The organism is Micropepsis pineolensis, assembly GCF_055392125.1.
The window spans coordinates 1970648-1994350 of record NZ_AP042408.1; the positions used below are offsets into that span (position 1 = coordinate 1970648).

Below are 23703 nucleotides of genomic sequence, written 5' to 3' on the forward strand. Positions count from 1 at the left end.
TCGATGTTTATCACAAGCTTTATGCGTGACACACCGCAGGGTTGTTATCACATTTCTATATTAGGCTAGCATGCAGCGTATTTTGTCATAGAGTGTGCTTCGTCTTCATGTTCAGGGTTGGCTTATGCTTTTGAGGAAATTGACGACGTTTGGTGTGGCGTCATTTATGCTGGCGGCACTGATCGGCATCCCGCCGCTGCTGGCCGCCGAGCCGGTACCGCAAACTGTCAGTACACAGCATAATGCTGTCTTCGCTGGCAAACGCATTGCGTATGACGCTGTTGTCGAGCCCTTTGATATCGCTGGAAGGGCCGGGCACCCGGACCTGCGTTTGGTCGGGATATCTTACCTTGCGCATAAAGCCGGTAACCGGCCTGTTCTGTTTGCCTTCAATGGTGGGCCCATCTATGCCTCTTACGGGGTCCATATGGGGGCGTTGGGACCGAAGCGTGTCGTTATCGCCGAGGGCAAAGCGGATCCGGCAAATGCCCGTCTGGCAGACAATCCTGACAGTCCACTCGATTGTGCCGATATTGTGCTGTTCGATCCGGCAGGCACCGGCTTCAGCCGCACCCAAAATGGCAGTCCTGTGGATGGATATTTCTCGGTTGATGCTGATGCACAGCAGTTTGCCGACTTTGTTGCTGCATGGTTGGCCCGCCATCATCGTGACGGATCGCCGGTCTATATTCTGGGGGAAAGTTACGGCACCATTCGCGCCCCGGTCGCCGCAGCGCTGCTGCAGAAGCGCGGTATTACCCCGGCGGGCGTGATCCTGCTTGGTCAGGCGGTGAACATTATCGAATATTCGCAGCGGCCGGCCAATATCCTCAGCTATGTTGTTTCGTTGCCCACACTTGCGGCACTGGCGGTGCATTATGGTAAAGCGAGCACGAACGGCAAATCGTTGGCGGATTTCCTTGACGAGGTTTATCGTTTCGCTGGTGACAGCTATCTGCCTGCGCTCTATCAAGGTAAGGCCCTGGCGACAGAACGTCGTAAGGCTATTGCCGCGCAGCTTGCTGCCTATACCGGTATTCCCGCTGAGTTTTATCTGGCAAGCGGACTGACCATCACCAAAAATCAATTTCGCCGCGAGCTGCTGAAAGACAGCCATCAGGTGCTTGCCATGAGCGATGGTCGCTATAGTGCGCCAGCAGATCAAAAGACTGATCCGGCCGAAGGGATCGATGCGTCGTATTTCCGACTTGTCCGGCAGTATTTGCATCAGGATCTCGCCATTGCCGATAGTGACAGCTACACCGCCATGACGGTTGGCTCCGGTCATACCGACTGGTCATACGGGGCGGCGGCAACGCCATTTGACGATTGGCCCTATGACAAGCCGATCAGCGAACTGTTCGTTGCAAACCCGGCTTTCAGGCTGATGGTCGCCGGTGGTTATTATGATCTGCAAACCAGCATGGGGGCGGCGCGCTATCTTGTTGAACGCGCCAATTGGCCTGCAGACCGTGTTGCGCTGCATTTTTATCCCGGTGGCCACATGGTGTATTCGGTGCCAGAAAGTCAGCGGGCCTTTGGTGCCGATCTGCGACGTTTTATAACCTCGCCAGTCAAAGTCGCCCACACGGGGCGTGAGGGCTAGGGCGGTCATGATATGGGGCCCCACATGGCAGCTAATTGCTAACCTAGATCATTCTAATCGGGCGCAAGGGTAGATATTTTTTGGCCAACCCATTAAAACTGGTATCTCTAGGTTTACATGGCCCACTTGCTGGGTTGCCTCTTTCCGTGTGGCCCGTTTCTGTTCGCTTTTATAGGAAAATGACATGCACGCGATCATCGTTCGTCAGGAACCGAGTGTCACCCAGTCCGGTAAGGCCGCTGAGGCGCGCTGGCGCCTGAATTTCTCGGCCGATGCGCCCAAGACGACCGACCCGTTGATGGGCTGGACCGGTTCGTCCGACACCGTAACCCAGGTTGTGCTGCATTTTGCAACGCTGGAGGAGGCTAAGGCCTATGCGGACAGGCGCGGGCTGGCCTATGAGGTCCGGAATGCTGTGCCGGTAGCGCCCAAGCATAAGGCTTATGCTGATAATTTCCGCAGTGACCGTAAAATCGCCTGGTCGCATTAAAAAAACTATCGAATTTCTGACAAAATCCCCTTATTCAGGGGGGATTCGCCAGCCATGCGTGATTGGCAGCCAAACGTCTGGCTTTGGCCCCGTAGCTCAACTGGATAGAGCACCTGCCTTCTAAGCAGGTTGTTGCGTGTTCGAGCCACGCCGGGGTCACCAATGAAATCAATGGCTTAGGTTTATTTTTGTTGGGACTTGTATTGGTTGGAAATGCTCAGGGCCCCAATTGGGGCCCCAAAGCGTCAGCTTAGCCTGTTGGATACTGAGCTTGTTCTATGCTCATCCCCTTGCGACTCTGTATCCAAGTGTCGACTTCGTCAGCGTCCCACGTCACACGTCGTGCACCTAGCCGGTATGGTCTGGGGAAGCCATATTTATCGATTGCACGCTGTAGTGTAACGCGGTTGTTGAACAATCCTCGTGCAACTAGTGCTGAGTAAGTCAAGAAACGTCGCGGTATATCAGGCAAATTTCTCATTTGGTGCATGGTGGTGTGTCGTGTCGGTTGCTTTTTTTATAGAGGGCTAAGTTTTGTGTCTCCTCAATGGCGGGCACTTGGTGTGGCGCAGTCTCCAAGTGGGTTGGGCGTTGTCTCTAAATTCACGTGCCATTTAATGTTTGCGCGGGACCTCATTCTGCGCGCTTTTCCCCCCGCCTCGCCCGCGCGCTTTTCATGTCGGTTTTGTTGCACCCAAAACGCCCATCCGGGCAGGGGATAAAATTAGGTAATCCGTGCCTGATCAGGTGTCCCACTGGGGCTAAATCCGCGTTGCAGTTTGTTGCAGCATGATGGGTATTCAGGAATGTGTGTTTTGGTAGATTGTGTGTCGCGCAATTGATCTGGCTAGGTCGAAAAACAGATACGCGATTGCAGTGACGACCGTGAAGCGCAGTTTTTTTGTCGTGACCTTCAAATACGACATCTCCGCCTTGTTGTACCTGCTGCGTTTCGCTGTTGGCTGCATTTTGCTAAAGGTATCAAACAACTCGCATCTACAACCTTGAGTTTGCACTTATTGATGGTGTGCAACTTTGTGGCTTGTCATAGTTGCAATCCTGTCCATTTCATGTACTTTTAGTATAATAAAAGTGTGGGGTGGGGGATGCTGCGTAATTGCTATGTGTTTAGCTGCGCTGTGCTTGGGCAAAAGATACTTAAAAACACGAACGTAATTAGGCCGCGCACAATCCGGCTTAATAGATCCATAGCTGTGCGGTTTGCCGTCAGCGTGATGGCTGTGTTTGGGGTGTCTCTTTTGTCGCTGGCGGCTAGTGGCGCGGCGTTTGCTGCGAGCGCTCCACCGATGTCGGTTCCTGGAAAATTTAGCGTCAATTCCAGAGGGGCTGCAACATACTCAATTCCGATTACGACACCGCCAGGGACGGCCGGAATAGCTCCGGTGCTCTCGTTGGATTATTCGAGCCAAAGCGGCGATGGCATCGTTGGTCTTGGCTGGATGCTATCGGGGCTGGAAAGTATTGAGCGCTGCCCGCGGACCTTGGCACAAGATGGTGTGCATGGCGGGGTTAATTATGATGCCAACGATCGGTTTTGTTTCGAGGGGCAAAGGCTTGTTGCGGTAAGCGGTACATACGGCGCATCCGGCACAGAGTATCGTACGGAGCTCGAAAGTTTCTCCAAGATTGTATCTTACGGAACGTCCGGCACGGGGCCGACCTATTTTAAGGTCTGGACGAAGTCTGGCCAAATTATGGAGTTTGGCAATAGTTCAGATTCCCGGATTCTCACAACCTCGGGGTCGGGTACCGCCCGGTCCTGGGCGCTAAACAAAGTATCAGACGTAAAAGGCAATTATTATAGCGTTACATACATAAACGATACGACAAACGGTCAAACATATCCGTCAAGAATTGATTATACCGGAAACTCTAATACCAGCCTGTCGGCCTATAATTCGATACGTTTTGTGTACAACACTGCGCGTCCCGATAGTGCAACGCTTTACCATGGCGGGTCATATACAAAAACGACGGTGCTTTTAAGCAACGTGCAGGCCTATGCGGGCTCGTCACTGGTTTATGATTATCAGCTGACCTATGAGCTCGGTACGTCGACCAGGCATTCTCGGTTGACCACTGTGACTTTATGCGATGGTTCCGGAAACTGCCTCGCACCAACCACATTAGGATGGCAAGGAACCAGAGATGCTATATCCATTGCGGTCAATACATATGACTATAACTTGCCCAATGCGGTTTTGGGCGACTTCAATGGTGACGGGCTTGCAGACGTAATTTATACATCATCTACGGCGACAACGGATACATCCCCGGCAATTGCAACATTTGGAATGCATTTTGGAGCTGCGGATAGTGTATTTTCTCCGAATTTCTCATCACTTACAACATTTTCACCGACAGCGTCTTTTATAAAATCGTGTCCATATTCAGGTTGTACTCTATCCGGAGCGGCGCAGACTATGACTGCCATAGACGACACTGGGAGTGGCGTCCTAGATTTGATGTATGGTCAATTATATAAACGCTATGTGTATGAATATGCTGGCGGGATGGACGTCAGTATCGATGTGCTTGTTACACACCTGACCCAGAACGCTTTAGCAAATACGAATTCATTTAGCGGTGATAATATAGTCGGGTCACAGACATCATCTACCGATTTTAATTTGCCGTATAGCTATGCCGGTGATTTTAATGGGGACGGTCGTACAGAGTATGTTGGTGTTTTAAGTAGTGGAGATGGTACGTTTACAACGGATAGTAATCACCCATTACCATCTAACTTTTATACTTCTGGGTTTGATATGTTTTCGGGTGATTTCGACGGAGATGGTTGCTCAGATCTTCTGACGCAAAGTTCCAGTGATCATCTTATACGATATTATTGCAGCCCGAATGCAACATCGGCATCTGTGCCTTATTGGTCCGGCTCTCAGATTATTACTGGTGATTTTAACGGGGACGGTTTGACTGATGTTTTGGTTGTCCCGTCGAGTGGTTCTGGAACGTTATATTTTTCTACAGGGGCCGGATTGACGGACTCTGGTTTTACAGTGCCTAGCAGTTGGGCCGGAGCCTATAGTTATTTGCAAATGACGTTTAAAACAACTGGTGCCCATGAGCTACTGGCTGGTGATGTAAACGGAGATGGTAAGACTGATATTGTTGAAGTTTCGACTACGTCTATAAATATCTATCTGTCTACAGGAAATGGTTTCGTTCTTTCTTATACGCTCGCGGCCCCATCTTCTATTTCCGGGGTTGTTTTAGGTGATACCAATAATGATGGCATTCCCGATCTAAAAGTAGGTTTTACTGTTTACACCTTTTCGTATACGCCAGAGTTGCTGACGTCGATATCGAATGGGCTTGGTGCGACGACAACGATCACATATGATCGCCTGAACACGAATGGCAGCTTTTATACGAAGTGCCCAAACAATTCGAGTTCGTATATCTGTGGAGACAGCTACCCGACGCAGTCTGTCGACGGTCCGATCTATGCGGTCAGTCAGATCGCGACATCTAATGGTATCGGTGGTGTTTATAAAACATCCTATAGCTATGCTGGTTATAAAACGGATCTGAAGGGGCGCGGAAGCCTTGGTTTTGCGCGCGTTGTCGCAACGGATCAGCAGACCGGTATTGTACAAACAACGAACTACCATCAGGATTTTCCATATACGGGTATGGTCTCGTCGCAGACCAAGGTGGTGAACAGTGTCACACTGAGTTCTGTAACCAGTTCTTATGCAGATAATGGCCTTGGTAATGGCAGTGAGGGTGTTACACGACATTATGTGTCGCTATCGCAAAGTGCAGCGGTCAGTAATGATCTTGATGGCACCACCTTACCGACGGAGACTACAAGCTATACCTATGACAGTTATGGTAACGCACTCACGGTCAATGATGCGGTCTCTGATGGATCATCGAAAGTTACCACCAATAGTTACAGCAACGATGCAACGAATTGGCTCCTGGGTCGTCTAACGGGCACGAGTGTATCTCGTACAGTCCCGAGTGGTAACAGTGCGCTCAGTAACAGTGCACCGGCTGCCGCTAATGATAGTGTTTCGGCTGATACTAATATTGCAAAGACCTTCGATCCCCGAAGTAATGACAGTGATCCCAATGGTGATGCGCTGTCGATCATCGCTGTGAGTGCCGCCAGCCATGGCACCGTAGTCATTAATAACGGTGCCTCGCTAACCTATAAATCCGCGGCGCAATATGCTGGAAGTGATAGCTTTACCTATACGATTTCTGATGGGCATGGTCATATCGCGACAGCCAGCGTATCGGTAACGGTTACGGATTCTCCTCCTGTCGCGGCCGACGATGTTGTAGCAACGGATGAGAATACGGCGGTAACTTTTGATCCGCGCAAGAATGACAGTGATATTAATAATGATCCGCTGACTATAACGGCGGTTGGAACGCCGAGCCACGGCACGGTTTCGTATAGCGGTACATCGATAACGTATACGCCGACGACATATTATAGCGGGTCTGATAGCTTCTCCTATACGATCTCCGACGGTATGGGCCATACAGAATCGGCAACGATAACTATGCATGTTGCCATGGTGAACCAGGCACCTTCCGCTGCAAATGATAGTGTCACGACGAACGAAAATACGGCTGTGACGTTTAATCCGCTTAGTAATGACTCTGACCCAGATGCGGATACCCTGACCATTAGTGCTGTTGGTTCACCCAGCCATGGTGCCGTTACCAATAACGGTACGACCCTGACCTATACACCAAAGACCTACTACTATGGCACCGACAGCTTCACCTACACGATATCGGATGGTAATGGTCATACCGCGACAGCGACGGTGACGGTTACGATTGTAAATCGTGCACCAAGTGCGGCTAACGATACGGCTTCGACCAATAAGAATATTGCGGTGACCATATATCCGCTCAGCAATGACAGTGACCCTGATGGGGACACGCTTTCGATATCTGCGGTCGGATCACCCAGCCATGGCTCAGTCTCCAACAATGGTACGTCTCTGACCTACACCCCGGTGACGAACTATTCGGGAACGGATAGTTTCTCGTATACGGCGTCGGACGGGCAGGGGCATACGGCTTCGGCTTCGGTGACGGTGACGGTCAATTACACAAATGCAGCACCGTCAGCGGCAAATGACAGCGTTACGGTGAATGAGAATTCATCAGTAACGTTTGATCCGCGGTCGAATGATAGTGACGGGGACGGTGATACGCTGACCATATCGGCGGTTGGATCCGCGAGCCACGGTTCCGTTGTGAACAACGGTACTTCGATAACGTATACGCCGACGACGAACTACTATGGCTCAGACAGCTTTACCTACACCATATCTGACGGCAACGGCGGCTCGTCGAGCGCGACTGTTTCGGTAACAATATCCCGCGTCAACATTGCTCCAGTCGCTGTTAATGATAGTTGTTCGGCGAAACAGCAGGTTCCGAGTAATACGTATTATGGGACCTGCAACGTATTGGCTAACGACACTGATGCTGATGGGGACACTCTGACAATTGTATCTGTAACGCAGCCGTCAAAAGGGTCCGTTGGGTTCAGTGGGAATCTAATTGTATATGTAAATTCTAATGGCAGCTCGGGGTTTCCAGCAAAATTTACTTACACGATCTCTGACGGGAATGGTCATACCTCAACCGCTACAGTAACGGTCAATTAATAAAGAATGGCCTCGTTTTTTATTCTGATAATTGCATATGGGGGCGAGATGTTGTGTGAGGCTAGCAGAAGGGTTGTCCACTATCTGATAACTCTTAGTATGTTTTGTCTGTGCCTGGTTACGATGCAGGCCACATATGCCGACACCCAGTCTCGGTCATCGAGTTTTGCGTATGATACATCGTCTGGATTGTTGACGCAGGAAGTGCTGCAGCCTGACGACAGCAGTCACCGGGTTCAGACCGATTATACTTATGATGCCTATGGGCATCGTGTTACGGCCACGGTAAGCGCCTCTGGCGTTACGACGCGCAACACAGCCGCTGGCTATGACGGCCAGGGGCAGTTTCAGACATCGTCCACCAACGCGCTGTCGCAAAGCGAGAGCTGGACCTATGATGCCCGCTTTGGGCTTCCCCTGACCCATACAGACCTCAACGGTTTGGTCACACAGTGGAGCTACGATGGTTTTGGCCGTGTCACGCAGGAGACGAGGCCGGACGGTTCTAAAACCCTGTACACCTATATCAACTGTGCCAGTACCAGCTGCACACTCACGGCGGCGGCAACGGCGGTTTCGGCAATATCTTACGGTGCTGATGGCAGCACGATTACCAGCCCGCGAACGACCGTTTATTACGATATGCTTTCGCGGCAGATCGGCACCGAAACGCAAGGTTTTGATGGCTCGTCGATTTTAACCCAAACCGCCTATGATGCGAATGGTAATGTGGCGCAAACCAGTCGGCCATACTTTGCGTCGGGTGGTTCACCCAAATGGACCGTCAATACTTATGACGTGCTTGGCCGTGTCACGAAGAATGTTACGCCCAACGGTGGCTATGCTGCGGTCACCTATCACGGTCTGACGGTCACATCGACCAATGATCAGGGTCAAACCACCACAAAGATTGTGAATGCGCAGGGGCAGACAGCGGCCATGCTGGATGCGGGCGGCCATGCCACGACCTATATCTATGATGCGTATAACAACCTGACGTCCGTTACGGATCCAAACGGGAACACCATTACCAACGGGTATGATGTTCTTGGCCACAAGACCTCTATGTCTGACCCGGATATGGGCTCGTGGAGCTATGGTTACGATGCCCTTGGTCAGATGGTCAGCCAGACCGATGCCAAGGGGCAGACCACATCGCTGGCTTACGATGTGCAGGGCCGGGTAACCGCCCGTTCTGAAAGTGGTCAGTACTCAAGCTGGACCTATGGGGCATCCAGTGGCAGCCATAATGTCGGCAAACTTGTCGATGCCAGGTCGTGCACGGATTCCGGCTGCTCGTCGGTTATCTCCGACAAATCGGTCGCCTATGATGGGGTGGGGCGACCGGGCTCTACCGCCACAACGGTGGACGGCACGGGGTACAGTTACACTTTAAGCTACGATTCCGCTGGCCGCGTCTCAACGGTGACCTATCCGTCGGGTTTTGTGGCGCAGTATGTCTATAACAGCTATGGCTATCTGGCCCAGATCAAGGACAGTTCCAGTGGCACCACCTTGTGGACGGCGAACAGCCGTGATGCGGAACTGCATCTGGTATCGCAGACGGCGGGTAACGGTGTCACGACCAGCCAGACGTTTGATGCGACGACGGGGCTGCTGACCAATCAGCGTGCCGGTACGAACAATGCGGTTGCCGCGTATGACTATACGTGGGACACGCTGGGTAACCTGACCTACCGGTCTGATGATTTTAACGGCGTGTTCGAATATGCCTGCTACGACAGCCAGAACCGGCTGACGAACTATGCCTCAGGCACCGGGGTGAGCAGCTGCACATCATCGGGTGCCAAATCGGCGACATATGATGCGATCGGCAATATCACCTACAAATCGGATGTTGGCTATTACGGCTATCTGGTGACTGGCAGCCGCCCGCATGCGCTGGCGTCGGTAACGGGGACTGTGAACGGCACCGTGAATCCGTCCTACAGCTATGACGCCAACGGGAACATGACATCGGGTGCTGGCCGGTCGGTGAGCTACACCGCCTTCAATATGGCGGCCACCATCACGCAAGGCTCGGCCACGGTAAGCTTAAGCTATGATGCCGACCATGTGCGGGTGAAGATGGTCGCATCATCGGGCACGACGTACTACCTGAACGATCCGGCCAGCGGTGCGATGAGCGAGAAGCAGGTCTCCGGCAGCACGGTGACCTGGCACGACTATGTGCAGGCCGATGGTAAGATGGTGGCGGTAAAGTTCTCGGGCGGGATGGCGGCGGTGCGCTACTTCACCACCGACCATCTCGGCTCGGTGTCCGTGGTAACGGACGAGAGCGGTACGGTGGTCGAGCGTGATGCCTATGACGCCTGGGGCAAGCGGCGTGTGGCGGCGACGGGTGCGGATGATACCGCCTGCAGCCTGACCAGTCTGACGACGCGTGGCTACACCGGGCATGAACAGATGGACAGTGTGTGCCTGATCAACGCCAATGCCCGCATTTATGATGCGGCGCTGGGCAAGTTCCTGTCACCGGACAGCATGATCCCGGATCCGTACGACAGCCAGAGCTATAACCGATACACCTATGTCAACAATCGCCCACTCTCTGCGACGGATCCAACGGGGCATAATACTGATCCAATACCTTATGGGGATGTGCCTACTTGTACTTCATGTCAACAAGCGGCTCTAAACGAAGCGTTTATCGCGCAATTAACGCATGATTTTAGTGGGAGTGTAAGTGTTTTGGGATCAACGAGAACACTTGATACGTCCGGGGGGATCTCGACGCCTTCTGTAACTCAGCAAGCTACTGGGCAACTTCGTGTCATTACAGGTAACACAAATGCAGGGTTAGCGAAGTTTAATACAAAAAACATGAGTAAAATGTCCGCAGGTGGTTCTGCGGTGAAAAATTCTGATGGAAATGTAACAGAAACTGCAGCGATGGTATCCGGCAAGGAGAATAGGCTTACAAATGTTGTGTATAATGAGACCGCTAGCTTAAAGCCTGATCCTGACGCAAATGCAGGTGAAAAGGGTAGTGCAGAAGATTTAGCTGCCGGGCGTCTTGCAGTAGCCGAAATTGCAAACCGTGTAATTGATGATGGGTATCCTAACCGTGTGGCATCTTCAGTCCTTACAGATAGAGAGGCTGCTGCGTTGCAAAGTGGTAATCCCGGGGCTGTTAGTGCTTTCACGTCCTCGAAATTTGCTGCCGACCAGGCCCTTGCTGGATCTGACACCACTGATGGTGCTACCCAGTATAGGACCAGAGTTGGATCTGATGTTACGACCCCGGTTGGTAGGTCTTCTATTAATCCGGGAACCCCAGTTTCTCTGTATTTCGGCCCATTTGTTGAACAAAATCACAAAGTCGTTATTGTAATCGCTCATTAAGGAGGTGGGTTATGAAAAAAATCGTACATTTTGTTTTGTTTTATTTTGTTTTTTATTCGTCATTTTGTTTTTCTTATGGTGCAGGGGTGTTAAATATAAATGATAAGCAAGTTAAATTAATAACGGAGTCTGTAGAGGATGAGATATATGATTATGGATATTATAAAATGTTTTCCAATGTTGGAAATAATGTTGGATCTTTAAATGATTTTGTGGTTCGCGTTCAAATATATGTAAATCCATTATACAATTTATCAGATGGGTATGGTGAGGTAATTTATAACTATATGCCTTTTGGTGAGGTGTATCGTTTGTATTACTTAGATGAAAAAAAAGGAGTGGTGCTTGATGGTAACCCGCAAAATAATTTTCCACTGTCTCAACCAAGCCATAAAACCGTTTTTATGGAATCTTCCGAGGTATATAATATGAAATCGAAATGGTATAAAAAATATTTTTTTGTACATGTAAATCCTAGCAATGAAATCATAAATGAATCCATTGAAAGGCAAAAAAAACGCGTAGGATTTTCTGATTCTGAATATAAAATAAAAAAATAGATTTGTATTATTACATGCTAATATATTCTTTCATTAGTGGTTGCCGCGTATGACTATACGTGGGACACGCTGGGTAACCTGACCTACCGGTCTGATGATTATAATGGCGTGTTCGAATATGCCTGCTACGACAGCCAGAACCGTCTGACGAACTATGCCTCGGGCACCGGGGTGAGCAGCTGCACATCATCGGGTGCCAAGTCGGCGACATATGATGCGATCGGCAATATCACCTACAAATCGGATACAGGCTATTACGGCTATCTGGTGACTGGCAGCCGCCCGCATGCGCTGGCGTCGGTAACGGGGACTGTGAACGGCACCGTGAATCCGTCCTACAGCTATGACGCCAACGGGAACATGACATCGGGTGCTGGCCGGTCGGTGAGCTATACCGCTTTCAATATGGCGGCCACCATCACGCAAGGCTCGGCCACGGTAAGCTTAAGCTATGATGCCGACCATGTGCGGGTGAAGATGGTCGCGTCATCGGGCACGACGTACTACCTGAACGATCCGGCCAGCGGCGCGATGAGCGAGAAGCAGGTCTCCGGCAGCACGGTGACCTGGCACGACTATGTGCAGGCCGATGGTAAGATGGTGGCGGTGAAGTTCTCGGGCGGGATGGCGGCGGTGCGCTACTTCACCACCGACCATCTCGGCTCGGTGTCTGTGGTAACGGACGAGAGCGGTACGGTGGTCGAGCGTGATGCCTATGACGCCTGGGGTAAGCGGCGTGTGGCGGCGACGGGGGCGGATGATACCGCCTGCAGCCTGACCAGTCTGACGACGCGCGGCTTCACCGGGCACGAGCAACTGGACAGTGTCTGCCTGATCAACGCCAATGCCCGCATTTATGATGCGGCGCTGGGCAAGTTCCTGTCACCGGACAGCATGATCCCGGATCCGTACGACAGTCAGAGCTATAACCGCTACACCTATGTCCGTAACAGGCCACTCTCTGCAACAGATCCAACCGGGCATACGGATGTAATTAATGAAATTGTTCCAGGTGATGGTTATCGGGATAGCCCATCGATTACGGGTCTGTTTGCACAATATTTCTTAAGCGACATGGCAGTTGCTTCTGCAGGGGCGTCGCTCGCGTTAAATGGGGTGCTAACAGCATCTGGGTATGGGCCTACACCAACAGCGGCACAGGTGGCAGGCAGTGTTATTGCTGTCCGCGCAGGTCATGCTGCCAGTGGTGGGTGGCTATACAAGGTTACCTGGACGATCAATAACAGTGACGGTACAACCTCAGAGGCCAGCATGATTGTCGCTGGTGACGTTGATGCCGGTGGCTATGCGCACGTCTTACCATTAGGCAATCCTGATTTCGGTGGTGGTGAAATTGGGAGCCAGGATAGTTCGACTGGTGACACAAATGGGGGGCTACAAGACGCTGTTTTCCGAGGTGGAAACTCAGCACAAGTCACGCGCTTCTTCAATCTGTCCTATCGTCAACTGAGCGCAGAAGCGAAGAAACGGAAAGTTCCAGAAACGTGGATGGTCGGATTGGGGGCGTTCGAAAGCGGTTATTTGGACGATCACAATGTACGTCTGAACAATCCTCTTGGTCACACTGAAGCTGGAGGAAACAATATTAGGTTTCGATCTATCGACAGTGCCGTGGATTTATTTGATAGCCTATACGGCGAGCAGATAGAAGGTGCACGTAGCCCGCAAGATTTTGCGCGTCGTCTAGAAGGGGTTTTGAATGGCGTAAAAATGGATGGGTGGAATAAGTACAATTCTGTTAATCCCGTCTGGGAGCAACGCTTGATCGGTGTGATAAACTCGGTCGGCGCCCACCTAGATGCGTGGAAAATCGAATTTCTTCGTGAACTTTGAACGGGGCAGTCTATGAGAAGCGGAATCTTTATCTTTTTGTTTTTGGTCTCCAGCGCTGCTGCTTGTGCCCATGATCAGGCTTATAGAAACGATACCTACAAGTTTGGGATCTCTGTTCCGGAAGGTCTGACGGTTTGCAAAACTCCGGCACCGGGTGTGAACCATGGCATTGTTGTGTTGTTGGATAGTTCTGATTGCCTGAAGCAACAGGATGTCGCACGGATCGATTTTTTTGCCGCTTATAATGTGGCCTATGAAGCAGAAACAACAGTCGCTCTGGCGAAAAATATTTGCGAAAGCAAAGTCGGGGTGCCGTCTGATTTGAAGCGTAATGGAGTTGTTTTATATCGCTGTTCCACAGAGCCAGAAATTAAGCAGACCAAGTATTTTGCCGTGCGGCCAGAGGTTGGTAAGTGGGTAGGAGACTGGGTTGAATTTGACATATCGGTCTACTGTCCAAACCGAACGTGTGACACAGTGCTCGTCAAGCGTGTGCTCTCGGGGCTGCGTCTGAAGTAGCTGATGCGGTGAAGTTCTCGGGCGGGACGGCGGCGGTGCGCTACTTCACCACCGACCATCTCGGCTCGGTGTTTTCAGAACCACTTGCATCCTAACCCCAAAACAAACAACTCGCATCTACAACCTTGAGTTTGCACTTATTGATGGTGTGCAACTTTGTGGCTTGTCATAGTTGCAATCCTGTCCATTTCATGTACTTTTAGTATAATAAAAGTGTGGGGTGGGGGATGCTGCGTAATTGCTATGTGTTTAGCTGCGCTGTGCTTGGGCAAAAGATACTTAAAAACACGAACGTAATTAGGCCGCGCACAATCCGGCTTAATAGATCCATAGCTGTGCGGTTTGCCGTCAGCGTGATGGCTGTGTTTGGGGTGTCTCTTTTGTCGCTGGCGGCTAGTGGCGCGGCGTTTGCTGCGAGCGCTCCACCGATGTCGGTTCCTGGAAAATTTAGCGTCAATTCCAGAGGGGCTGCAACATACTCAATTCCGATTACGACACCGCCAGGGACGGCCGGAATAGCTCCGGTGCTCTCGTTGGATTATTCGAGCCAAAGCGGCGATGGCATCGTCGGTCTTGGCTGGATGCTATCGGGGCTGGAAAGTATTGAGCGCTGCCCGCGGACCTTGGCACAAGATGGTGTGCATGGCGGGGTTAATTATGATGCCAACGATCGGTTTTGTTTCGAGGGGCAAAGGCTTGTTGCGGTAAGCGGTACATACGGCGCATCCGGCACAGAGTATCGTACGGAGCTCGAAAGTTTCTCCAAGATTGTATCTTACGGAACGTCCGGCACGGGGCCGACCTATTTTAAGGTCTGGACGAAGTCTGGCCAAATTATGGAGTTTGGCAATAGTTCAGATTCCCGGATTCTCACAACCTCGGGGTCGGGTACCGCCCGGTCCTGGGCGCTAAACAAAGTATCAGACGTAAAAGGCAATTATTATAGCGTTACATACATAAACGATACGACAAACGGTCAAACATATCCGTCAAGAATTGATTATACCGGAAACTCTAATACCAGCCTGTCGGCCTATAATTCGATACGTTTTGTGTACAACACTGCGCGTCCCGATAGTGCAACGCTTTACCATGGCGGGTCATATACAAAAACGACGGTGCTTTTAAGCAACGTGCAGGCCTATGCGGGCTCGTCACTGGTTTATGATTATCAGCTGACCTATGAGCTCGGTACGTCGACCAGGCATTCTCGGTTGACCACTGTGACTTTATGCGATGGTTCCGGAAACTGCCTCGCACCAACCACATTAGGATGGCAAGGAACCAGAGATGCATTCTCTGTAAGTACGTCTGCAATGAATTCGAGCACGGACGGTCTTGTGTTTGGAGATTTTAATGGTGATGGCTTAGATGATTATATCGCTATGTCAGGTACTGATACTGTCAATGGAACGACCGCTGTTGCTACATTAAGTTTGCATACTGGGACCTCAAGCGGCCTTTTTACATCGTCTGATAATATCTCGACGTCGACTGCTACATTTACGCGTGCATATTGCCCATACTCTGGATGTTCGGTTACTGGGAAGGCACACCCATTACTGGCAATCGATACGACGGGAAGTGGTGTTGTAGATCTACTATTTGGGCAGATTTATTCGAACTATATATACGTAAATAATGGATCTGTAAGCTTTTACATATCAACGTATATGGTGCATTCTGTTCTTAACAGTAGCAAGGATGGTACTGTATTTAATACGAGTACTTTAATTGGCTCTGGGGAAAGTGGTACTACAAGTTGTTGCCATCCGGCATTTAGTTATGCTGGGGATTTTAACGGTGATGGTCGTAGTGAATATGTTGGCGTTTTAAGTAACGGTGATGGAACATTCTCATCGGATACAGCCCACCCCGCACCAAGTGCACTTTTTCAAAGCGGTGCGGGTGAAGTTTATACTGGTGATTTTGATGGTGATGGTTGCACGGATCTATTAATCCAAACATCAAGTGCCCACGGCGTCTCCTATTATTGTAATCCGATTACATCATCGACTAGCTTATCTGATTGGTCTAGCTCACAGATCGTTACGGGAGATTTTAACGGGGACGGTTTGACCGATGTTCTTGTAGTCCCTTCAAGCGGTAGTGGGACGCTTTATTTTGCAAGTGGTTCTGGTTTTGTAACCTCAAGTTACACAGTTCCTTCAACATGGATTGGTGCATACAGCTTTCTAACGTTATCCACGTCTAGCTCAGGTCATGAGCTACTGGCTGGTGATGTAAACGGAGATGGTAAGACTGATATTGTTGAAGTTTCGACTACGTCTATAAATATCTATCTGTCTACAGGAAATGGTTTCGTTCTTTCTTATACGCTCGCGGCCCCATCTTCTATTTCCGGGGTTGTTTTAGGTGATACCAATAATGATGGCATTCCCGATCTAAAAGTAGGTTTTACTGTTTACACCTTTTCGTATACGCCAGAGTTGCTGACGTCGATATCGAATGGGCTTGGTGCGACGACAACGATCACATATGATCGCCTGAACACGAATGGCAGCTTTTATACGAAGTGCCCAAACAATTCGAGTTCGTATATCTGTGGAGACAGCTACCCGACGCAGTCTGTCGACGGTCCGATCTATGCGGTCAGTCAGATCGCGACATCTAATGGTATCGGTGGTGTTTATAAAACATCCTATAGCTATGCTGGTTATAAAACGGATCTGAAGGGGCGCGGAAGCCTTGGTTTTGCGCGCGTTGTCGCAACGGATCAGCAGACCGGTATTGTACAAACAACGAACTACCATCAGGATTTTCCATATACGGGTATGGTCTCGTCGCAGACCAAGGTGGTGAACAGTGTCACACTGAGTTCTGTAACCAGTTCTTATGCAGATAATGGCCTTGGTAATGGCAGTGAGGGTGTTACACGACATTATGTGTCGCTATCGCAAAGTGCAGCGGTCAGTAATGATCTTGATGGCACCACCTTACCGACGGAGACTACAAGCTATACCTATGACAGTTATGGTAACGCACTCACGGTCAATGATGCGGTCTCTGATGGATCATCGAAAGTTACCACCAATAGTTACAGCAACGATGCAACGAATTGGCTCCTGGGTCGTCTAACGGGCACGAGTGTATCTCGTACAGTCCCGAGTGGTAACAGTGCGCTCAGTAACAGTGCACCGGCTGCCGCTAATGATAGTGTTTCGGCTGATACTAATATTGCAAAGACCTTCGATCCCCGAAGTAATGACAGTGATCCCAATGGTGATGCGCTGTCGATCATCGCTGTGAGTGCCGCCAGCCATGGCACCGTAGTCATTAATAACGGTGCCTCGCTAACCTATAAATCCGCGGCGCAATATGCTGGAAGTGATAGCTTTACCTATACGATTTCTGATGGGCATGGTCATATCGCGACAGCCAGCGTATCGGTAACGGTTACGGATTCTCCTCCTGTCGCGGCCGACGATGTTGTAGCAACGGATGAGAATACGGCGGTAACTTTTGATCCGCGCAAGAATGACAGTGATATTAATAATGATCCGCTGACTATAACGGCGGTTGGAACGCCGAGCCACGGCACGGTTTCGTATAGCGGTACATCGATAACGTATACGCCGACGACATATTATAGCGGGTCTGATAGCTTCTCCTATACGATCTCCGACGGTATGGGCCATACAGAATCGGCAACGATAACTATGCATGTTGCCATGGTGAACCAGGCACCTTCCGCTGCAAATGATAGTGTCACGACGAACGAAAATACGGCTGTGACGTTTAATCCGCTTAGTAATGACTCTGACCCAGATGCGGATACCCTGACCATTAGTGCTGTTGGTTCACCCAGCCATGGTGCCGTTACCAATAACGGTACGACCCTGACCTATACACCAAAGACCTACTACTATGGCACCGACAGCTTCACCTACACGATATCGGATGGTAATGGTCATACCGCGACAGCGACGGTGACGGTTACGATTGTAAATCGTGCACCAAGTGCGGCTAACGATACGGCTTCGACCAATAAGAATATTGCGGTGACCATATATCCGCTCAGCAATGACAGTGACCCTGATGGGGACACGCTTTCGATATCTGCGGTCGGATCACCCAGCCATGGCTCAGTCTCCAACAATGGTACGTCTCTGACCTACACCCCGGTGACGAACTATTCGGGAACGGATAGTTTCTCGTATACGGCGTCGGACGGGCAGGGGCATACGGCTTCGGCTTCGGTGACGGTGACGGTCAATTACACAAATGCAGCACCGTCAGCGGCAAATGACAGCGTTACGGTGAATGAGAATTCATCAGTAACGTTTGATCCGCGGTCGAATGATAGTGACGGGGACGGTGATACGCTGACCATATCGGCGGTTGGATCCGCGAGCCACGGTTCCGTTGTGAACAACGGTACTTCGATAACGTATACGCCGACGACGAACTACTATGGCTCAGACAGCTTTACCTACACCATATCTGACGGCAACGGCGGCTCGTCGAGCGCGACTGTTTCGGTAACAATATCCCGCGTCAACATTGCTCCAGTCGCTGTTAATGATACCTGTGATGCAAAACAACAAGCCCCGAGTACAACTTACATCGGGACCTGTAAAGTGCTTGCTAATGACACAGATGCTGATGGGGACACTCTGACAATTGTATCTGTAACGCAGCCATCAAAGGGGCAAGCTGCCATGGGGTCGACGTCAATCATTTACGGCAATTCCAATGGTAGCTCTGGAACGTCAGTGACCTTTACTTACACGATCTCTGACGGGAACGGGCATACCTCCACGGCAACGGTAACAGTAAAGATGTCATCTTGAGGTTATCTGGGACGTCTGGTGAGAAATGACGAAGGTTCCGCATATCCTGGATAGTGGTGCGGAATTTTCGGGGGGAAATAATAAGGCGTAAAGCCATTCTTGGGGGGCGTAATGTTAGAACAAATTGGTGATACCAAAAAAATCCCCCCGAGCCTTTGGCGTTGTGGACAGATATTGGTTGCGATCAGTATCGGTATTATTGGGCTGGTTCGGCCTGCTTTAGCCGACACCCAGTCTCGGTCATCGAGTTTTGCGTATGATACATCGTCTGGATTGTTGACGCAGGAAGTGCTGCAGCCTGACGACAGCAGTCACCGGGTTCAGACCGATTATACTTATGATGCCTATGGGCATCGTGTTACGGCCACGGTAAGCGCCTCTGGCGTTACGACGCGCAACACAGCCGCTGGCTATGACGGCCAGGGGCAGTTTCAGACATCGTCCACCAACGCGCTGTCGCAAAGCGAGAGCTGGACCTATGATGCCCGCTTTGGGCTTCCCCTGACCCATACAGACCTCAACGGTTTGGTCACACAGTGGAGCTACGATGGTTTTGGCCGTGTCACGCAGGAGACGAGGCCGGACGGTTCTAAAACCCTGTACACCTATATCAACTGTGCCAGTACCAGCTGCACACTCACGGCGGCGGCAACGGCGGTTTCGGCAATATCTTACGGTGCTGATGGCAGCACGATTACCAGCCCGCGAACGACCGTTTATTACGATATGCTTTCGCGGCAGATCGGCACCGAAACGCAAGGTTTTGATGGCTCGTCGATTTTAACCCAAACCGCCTATGATGCGAATGGTAATGTGGCGCAAACCAGTCGGCCATACTTTGCGTCGGGTGGTTCACCCAAATGGACCGTCAATACTTATGACGTGCTTGGCCGTGTCACGAAGAATGTTACGCCCAACGGTGGCTATGCTGCGGTCACCTATCACGGTCTGACGGTCACATCGACCAATGATCAGGGTCAAACCACCACAAAGATTGTGAATGCGCAGGGGCAGACAGCGGCCATGCTGGATGCGGGCGGCCATGCCACGACCTATATCTATGATGCGTATAACAACCTGACGTCCGTTACGGATCCAAACGGGAACACCATTACCAACGGGTATGATGTTCTTGGCCACAAGACCTCTATGTCTGACCCGGATATGGGCTCGTGGAGCTATGGTTACGATGCCCTTGGTCAGATGGTCAGCCAGACCGATGCCAAGGGGCAGACCACATCGCTGGCTTACGATGTGCAGGGCCGGGTAACCGCCCGTTCTGAAAGTGGTCAGTACTCAAGCTGGACCTATGGGGCATCCAGTGGCAGCCATAATGTCGGCAAACTTGTCGATGCCAGGTCGTGCACGGATTCCGGCTGCTCGTCGGTTATCTCCGACAAATCGGTCGCCTATGATGGGGTGGGGCGACCGGGCTCTACCGCCACAACGGTGGACGGCACGGGGTACAGTTACACTTTAAGCTACGATTCCGCTGGCCGCGTCTCAACGGTGACCTATCCGTCGGGTTTTGTGGCGCAGTATGTCTATAACAGCTATGGCTATCTGGCCCAGATCAAGGACAGTTCCAGTGGCACCACCTTGTGGACGGCGAACAGCCGTGATGCGGAACTGCATCTGGTATCGCAGACGGCGGGTAACGGTGTCACGACCAGCCAGACGTTTGATGCGACGACGGGGCTGCTGACCAATCAGCGTGCCGGTACGAACAATGCGGTTGCCGCGTATGACTATACGTGGGACACGCTGGGTAACCTGACCTACCGGTCTGATGATTTTAACGGCGTGTTCGAATATGCCTGCTACGACAGCCAGAACCGGCTGACGAACTATGCCTCAGGCACCGGGGTGAGCAGCTGCACATCATCGGGTGCCAAATCGGCGACATATGATGCGATCGGCAATATCACCTACAAATCGGATGTTGGCTATTACGGCTATCTGGTGACTGGCAGCCGCCCGCATGCGCTGGCGTCGGTAACGGGGACTGTGAACGGCACCGTGAATCCGTCCTACAGCTATGACGCCAACGGGAACATGACATCGGGTGCTGGCCGGTCGGTGAGCTACACCGCCTTCAATATGGCGGCCACCATCACGCAAGGCTCGGCCACGGTAAGCTTAAGCTATGATGCCGACCATGTGCGGGTGAAGATGGTCGCATCATCGGGCACGACGTACTACCTGAACGATCCGGCCAGCGGTGCGATGAGCGAGAAGCAGGTCTCCGGCAGCACGGTGACCTGGCACGACTATGTGCAGGCCGATGGTAAGATGGTGGCGGTAAAGTTCTCGGGCGGGATGGCGGCGGTGCGCTACTTCACCACCGACCATCTCGGCTCGGTGTCCGTGGTAACGGACGAGAGCGGTACGGTGGTCGAGCGTGATGCCTATGACGCCTGGGGCAAGCGGCGTGTGGCGGCGACGGGTGCGGATGATACCGCCTGCAGCCTGACCAGTCTGACGACGCGTGGCTACACCGGGCATGAACAGATGGACAGTGTGTGCCTGATCAACGCCAATGCCCGCATTTATGATGCGGCGCTGGGCAAGTTCCTGTCGCCGGACAGCGTGATCCCGGATCCGTACGACAGCCAGAGCTACAACCGATACACCTATGTCAACAACCGCCCGCTCTCAGCCACAGATCCAACAGGGCATATGGAGACTATTACGGTAACAGGGGAGCGCTGTGGCTCATGTTATGCGGCGTTGGGAGAAGCTTCATTGGCCGCATTAATATATTCGTTGGGTACTCCAACATTCTCAATGTCATATATAAATCTGGTTGCTCCCGCATCTCAGCAACAACTATTTGAGAATGTTAAATCTGCTATAGGTGGTGCACAGAAAAGCTACGCACAGTCTGGAAAGAATTTAGAGAACCAAAAGAGACGTTCTCTCTTAATTACAACGCATACAAATGCGGATGGAACGGTTACTGGCACTGCAGAAATTGTGGATGGCGATTCTGCTAGCTGGAACTCGATTATCAATGTGTTGGGTATCCCTAATTTTGGGGGAGGGGAAATCGGAAGTGAGCTTGATGAGATTGCTTATCAAGGTAGTCAGCCAGATTCAGTAGATAATTTTGTACATCATAACTCTAGGGTTAAGGTTGATTATAATTCCGGTAATAATACTTTAACGTTATCTGGTGGTGTTTATGATAACGGGACTGGAAGAGCTAAGAAGTTTATTGTAGCGGTGGAAAACGGGTGGTCTGGTGATTTCGAAGCGGGCAATAAGAAGATTAAGCTCGTTATAAGTCTGTCAATTTCTAGCGGTCCGTATTCTGCATTGGTGAGTTTATCTAATTGCTCAAATGATGGCTGTTTAAATGCAAATTATAAAGCTGACAAATCTGTAGTGGCTAGAGCAGAGCGTGCGGGAGGGTATATTCAATTTTCAGATAGTACAAATACAAGTACGTATGTACACGAATTTGGACATATTTTGGGTTTGTCAGACCAGTTAAATAGTTCTTCAATAATGTATTGGCTTAAAACTAATAGATATAATGCTTCTTCTGCGGATATACAAATAGTTTCTGAAGAGTATATGAAGTGGAAGTGATGAATTAATATATGGGGTCGTGATATGAGAAGTGTTATAAATGTGTTGTTGGTGTTTTTGTTTGCGTATCCATCTTACAGTGCATCGGTTATGAGCTATGACGATGTTCCTGCATTTGTACATGATGGCGTTAATAAGTTTATTGCATGCTCTAAATTAAATAATATAGATATAGTAAATGATAGAATTAAAGTTAATGGTATTCCGCAAGATGACAATTTTATGTTTTGTGGTGCGCAAATTATTTGGAGAGGTAGTCGAGTAATACATGAAGTAAAATCGTGTATTGAAATGATGGACGTTCCTGCTGTCGAAAAAATTCTAAATGATAGACATGACGGAATTGTTTTTGATAGGTATTTGATCAACTTTAATTGTCACTCAAATTATATGATTGGAGTAACGGTTGATGTGAGAAGTGGGCGTGCAATAGTATCTAGTGTTGGTGAGGTTGTGAATTGATTTGTCTTTCCTATGGCGCGCTGGGTAACCTGACCTACCGGTCTGACAATTATAATAGCGTGTTCGAATATGCCTGTTACGACAGCCAGAACCGGCTGACGAACTATGCCTCTGGCACCGGGGTGAGCAGCTGCACATCATCGGGTGCCAAGTCGGCGACATATGATGCGATCGGCAATATCACCTACAAATCGGATGTTGGCTATTACGGCTATCTGGCGACTGGCAGCCGCCCGCATGCGCTGGCGTCGGTAACGGGGACTGTGAACGGCACCGTGAACCCGTCCTACAGCTATGACGCCAACGGAAACATGACATCGGGTGCGGGCCGGTCGGTGAGCTATACCGCCTTCAATATGGCGGCCACCATCACGCAAGGCTCGGCTACGGTAAGCTTAAGCTATGATGCCGACCATGTCCGGGTAAAGATGGTCGCATCATCGGGCACGACGTACTACCTGAACGATCCGGCCAGCGGTGCGATGAGCGAGAAGCAGGTCTCCGGCAGCACGGTGACCTGGCACGACTATGTGCAGGCCGATGGTAAGATGGTGGCGGTCAAGTTCTTAGGCGGTTGTAGCTCTGGGCGATAAAATCTTAAATTTTATCAGGGCGTTATTGCTAAATCAGTTGGTGTATAGTTAACATACTTTGACACATATACCTGTATTCTCATGCGTAGCGATATTCGGCGAGTACTTCTGATAGACCAAACGGTTTCAACCTGCGGAGCCGTGCGCCAGCGGCTGCATAA

The 23703-nt window shown here is 50.6% G+C and carries 12 protein-coding genes and 1 tRNA gene; 12 read left to right on the top strand and 1 reads right to left on the bottom strand.

What is annotated here, in order from left to right; translation table 11 throughout:
* The first annotated feature begins 124 nt into the window (after positions 1-124).
* The 3 genes from ACZ5RI_RS08825 (at position 125) to ACZ5RI_RS08835 (ending at position 2258) form a co-directional block, all read left to right on the top strand.
* The gene (locus ACZ5RI_RS08825; RefSeq protein WP_464511345.1) at positions 125-1606 is read left to right on the top strand and encodes a S10 family peptidase; all 1482 of its coding nucleotides are present in this window, start codon (positions 125-127) and stop codon (positions 1604-1606) included.
* A gap of 184 nt (positions 1607-1790) precedes the next feature.
* Entirely contained in the window at positions 1791-2096 is a 306-nt protein-coding gene (locus ACZ5RI_RS08830; RefSeq protein ID WP_464511349.1) for an NADH dehydrogenase ubiquinone Fe-S protein 4, read from the top strand.
* Positions 2097-2181: 85 nt separating this feature from the next.
* Positions 2182-2258, top strand: a tRNA-Arg gene (locus ACZ5RI_RS08835).
* An 88-nt stretch (positions 2259-2346) separates the two neighbouring features.
* On the opposite strand, the gene ACZ5RI_RS08840 is transcribed toward ACZ5RI_RS08835, so the two are convergent.
* A complete protein-coding gene (locus ACZ5RI_RS08840) occupies positions 2347-2586 on the bottom strand; it encodes a helix-turn-helix transcriptional regulator (RefSeq protein ID WP_464511353.1) in 240 nt (79 codons plus the stop codon).
* 817 nt (positions 2587-3403) lie between these two features.
* Here ACZ5RI_RS08840 and ACZ5RI_RS08845 point away from each other — a divergent pair.
* From ACZ5RI_RS08845 to ACZ5RI_RS08885, 9 genes are all read left to right on the top strand, one after another.
* Positions 3404-7780 (top strand): Ig-like domain-containing protein, encoded by a 4377-nt coding sequence (locus ACZ5RI_RS08845; RefSeq protein WP_464511357.1) that lies wholly within the window; start codon positions 3404-3406, stop codon positions 7778-7780.
* Positions 7781-7903: 123 nt separating this feature from the next.
* Entirely contained in the window at positions 7904-11146 is a 3243-nt protein-coding gene (locus ACZ5RI_RS08850) for an RHS repeat-associated core domain-containing protein (protein ID WP_464511360.1), read from the top strand.
* Between the two features lie 11 nt (positions 11147-11157).
* Positions 11158-11706 carry a hypothetical protein gene (locus tag ACZ5RI_RS08855; protein ID WP_464511362.1) on the top strand — a complete coding sequence of 183 codons (549 nt, stop codon included), beginning with the start codon at positions 11158-11160 and terminating at the stop codon, positions 11704-11706.
* Positions 11707-11742: 36 nt separating this feature from the next.
* Complete coding sequence (locus ACZ5RI_RS08860; RefSeq protein WP_464511366.1) at positions 11743-13560, top strand: RHS repeat domain-containing protein; 1818 nt, start codon at positions 11743-11745, stop codon at positions 13558-13560.
* A 12-nt stretch (positions 13561-13572) separates the two neighbouring features.
* Positions 13573-14079, top strand: a complete 507-nt coding sequence (locus tag ACZ5RI_RS08865; protein WP_464511371.1) for a hypothetical protein — start codon at positions 13573-13575, stop codon at positions 14077-14079.
* A gap of 428 nt (positions 14080-14507) precedes the next feature.
* Entirely contained in the window at positions 14508-18893 is a 4386-nt protein-coding gene (locus ACZ5RI_RS08870; protein ID WP_464515578.1) for an Ig-like domain-containing protein, read from the top strand.
* A 111-nt stretch (positions 18894-19004) separates the two neighbouring features.
* Positions 19005-22487 (top strand): RHS repeat-associated core domain-containing protein, encoded by a 3483-nt coding sequence (locus ACZ5RI_RS08875; RefSeq protein ID WP_464511375.1) that lies wholly within the window; start codon positions 19005-19007, stop codon positions 22485-22487.
* 90 nt (positions 22488-22577) lie between these two features.
* Entirely contained in the window at positions 22578-22949 is a 372-nt protein-coding gene (locus ACZ5RI_RS08880; protein WP_464511379.1) for a hypothetical protein, read from the top strand.
* Positions 22946-23542, top strand: a complete 597-nt coding sequence (locus ACZ5RI_RS08885) for a hypothetical protein (protein WP_464511383.1) — start codon at positions 22946-22948, stop codon at positions 23540-23542. The genes ACZ5RI_RS08880 and ACZ5RI_RS08885 overlap by 4 nt, the downstream gene beginning before the upstream one ends.
* Positions 23543-23703: the final 161 nt, after the last annotated feature.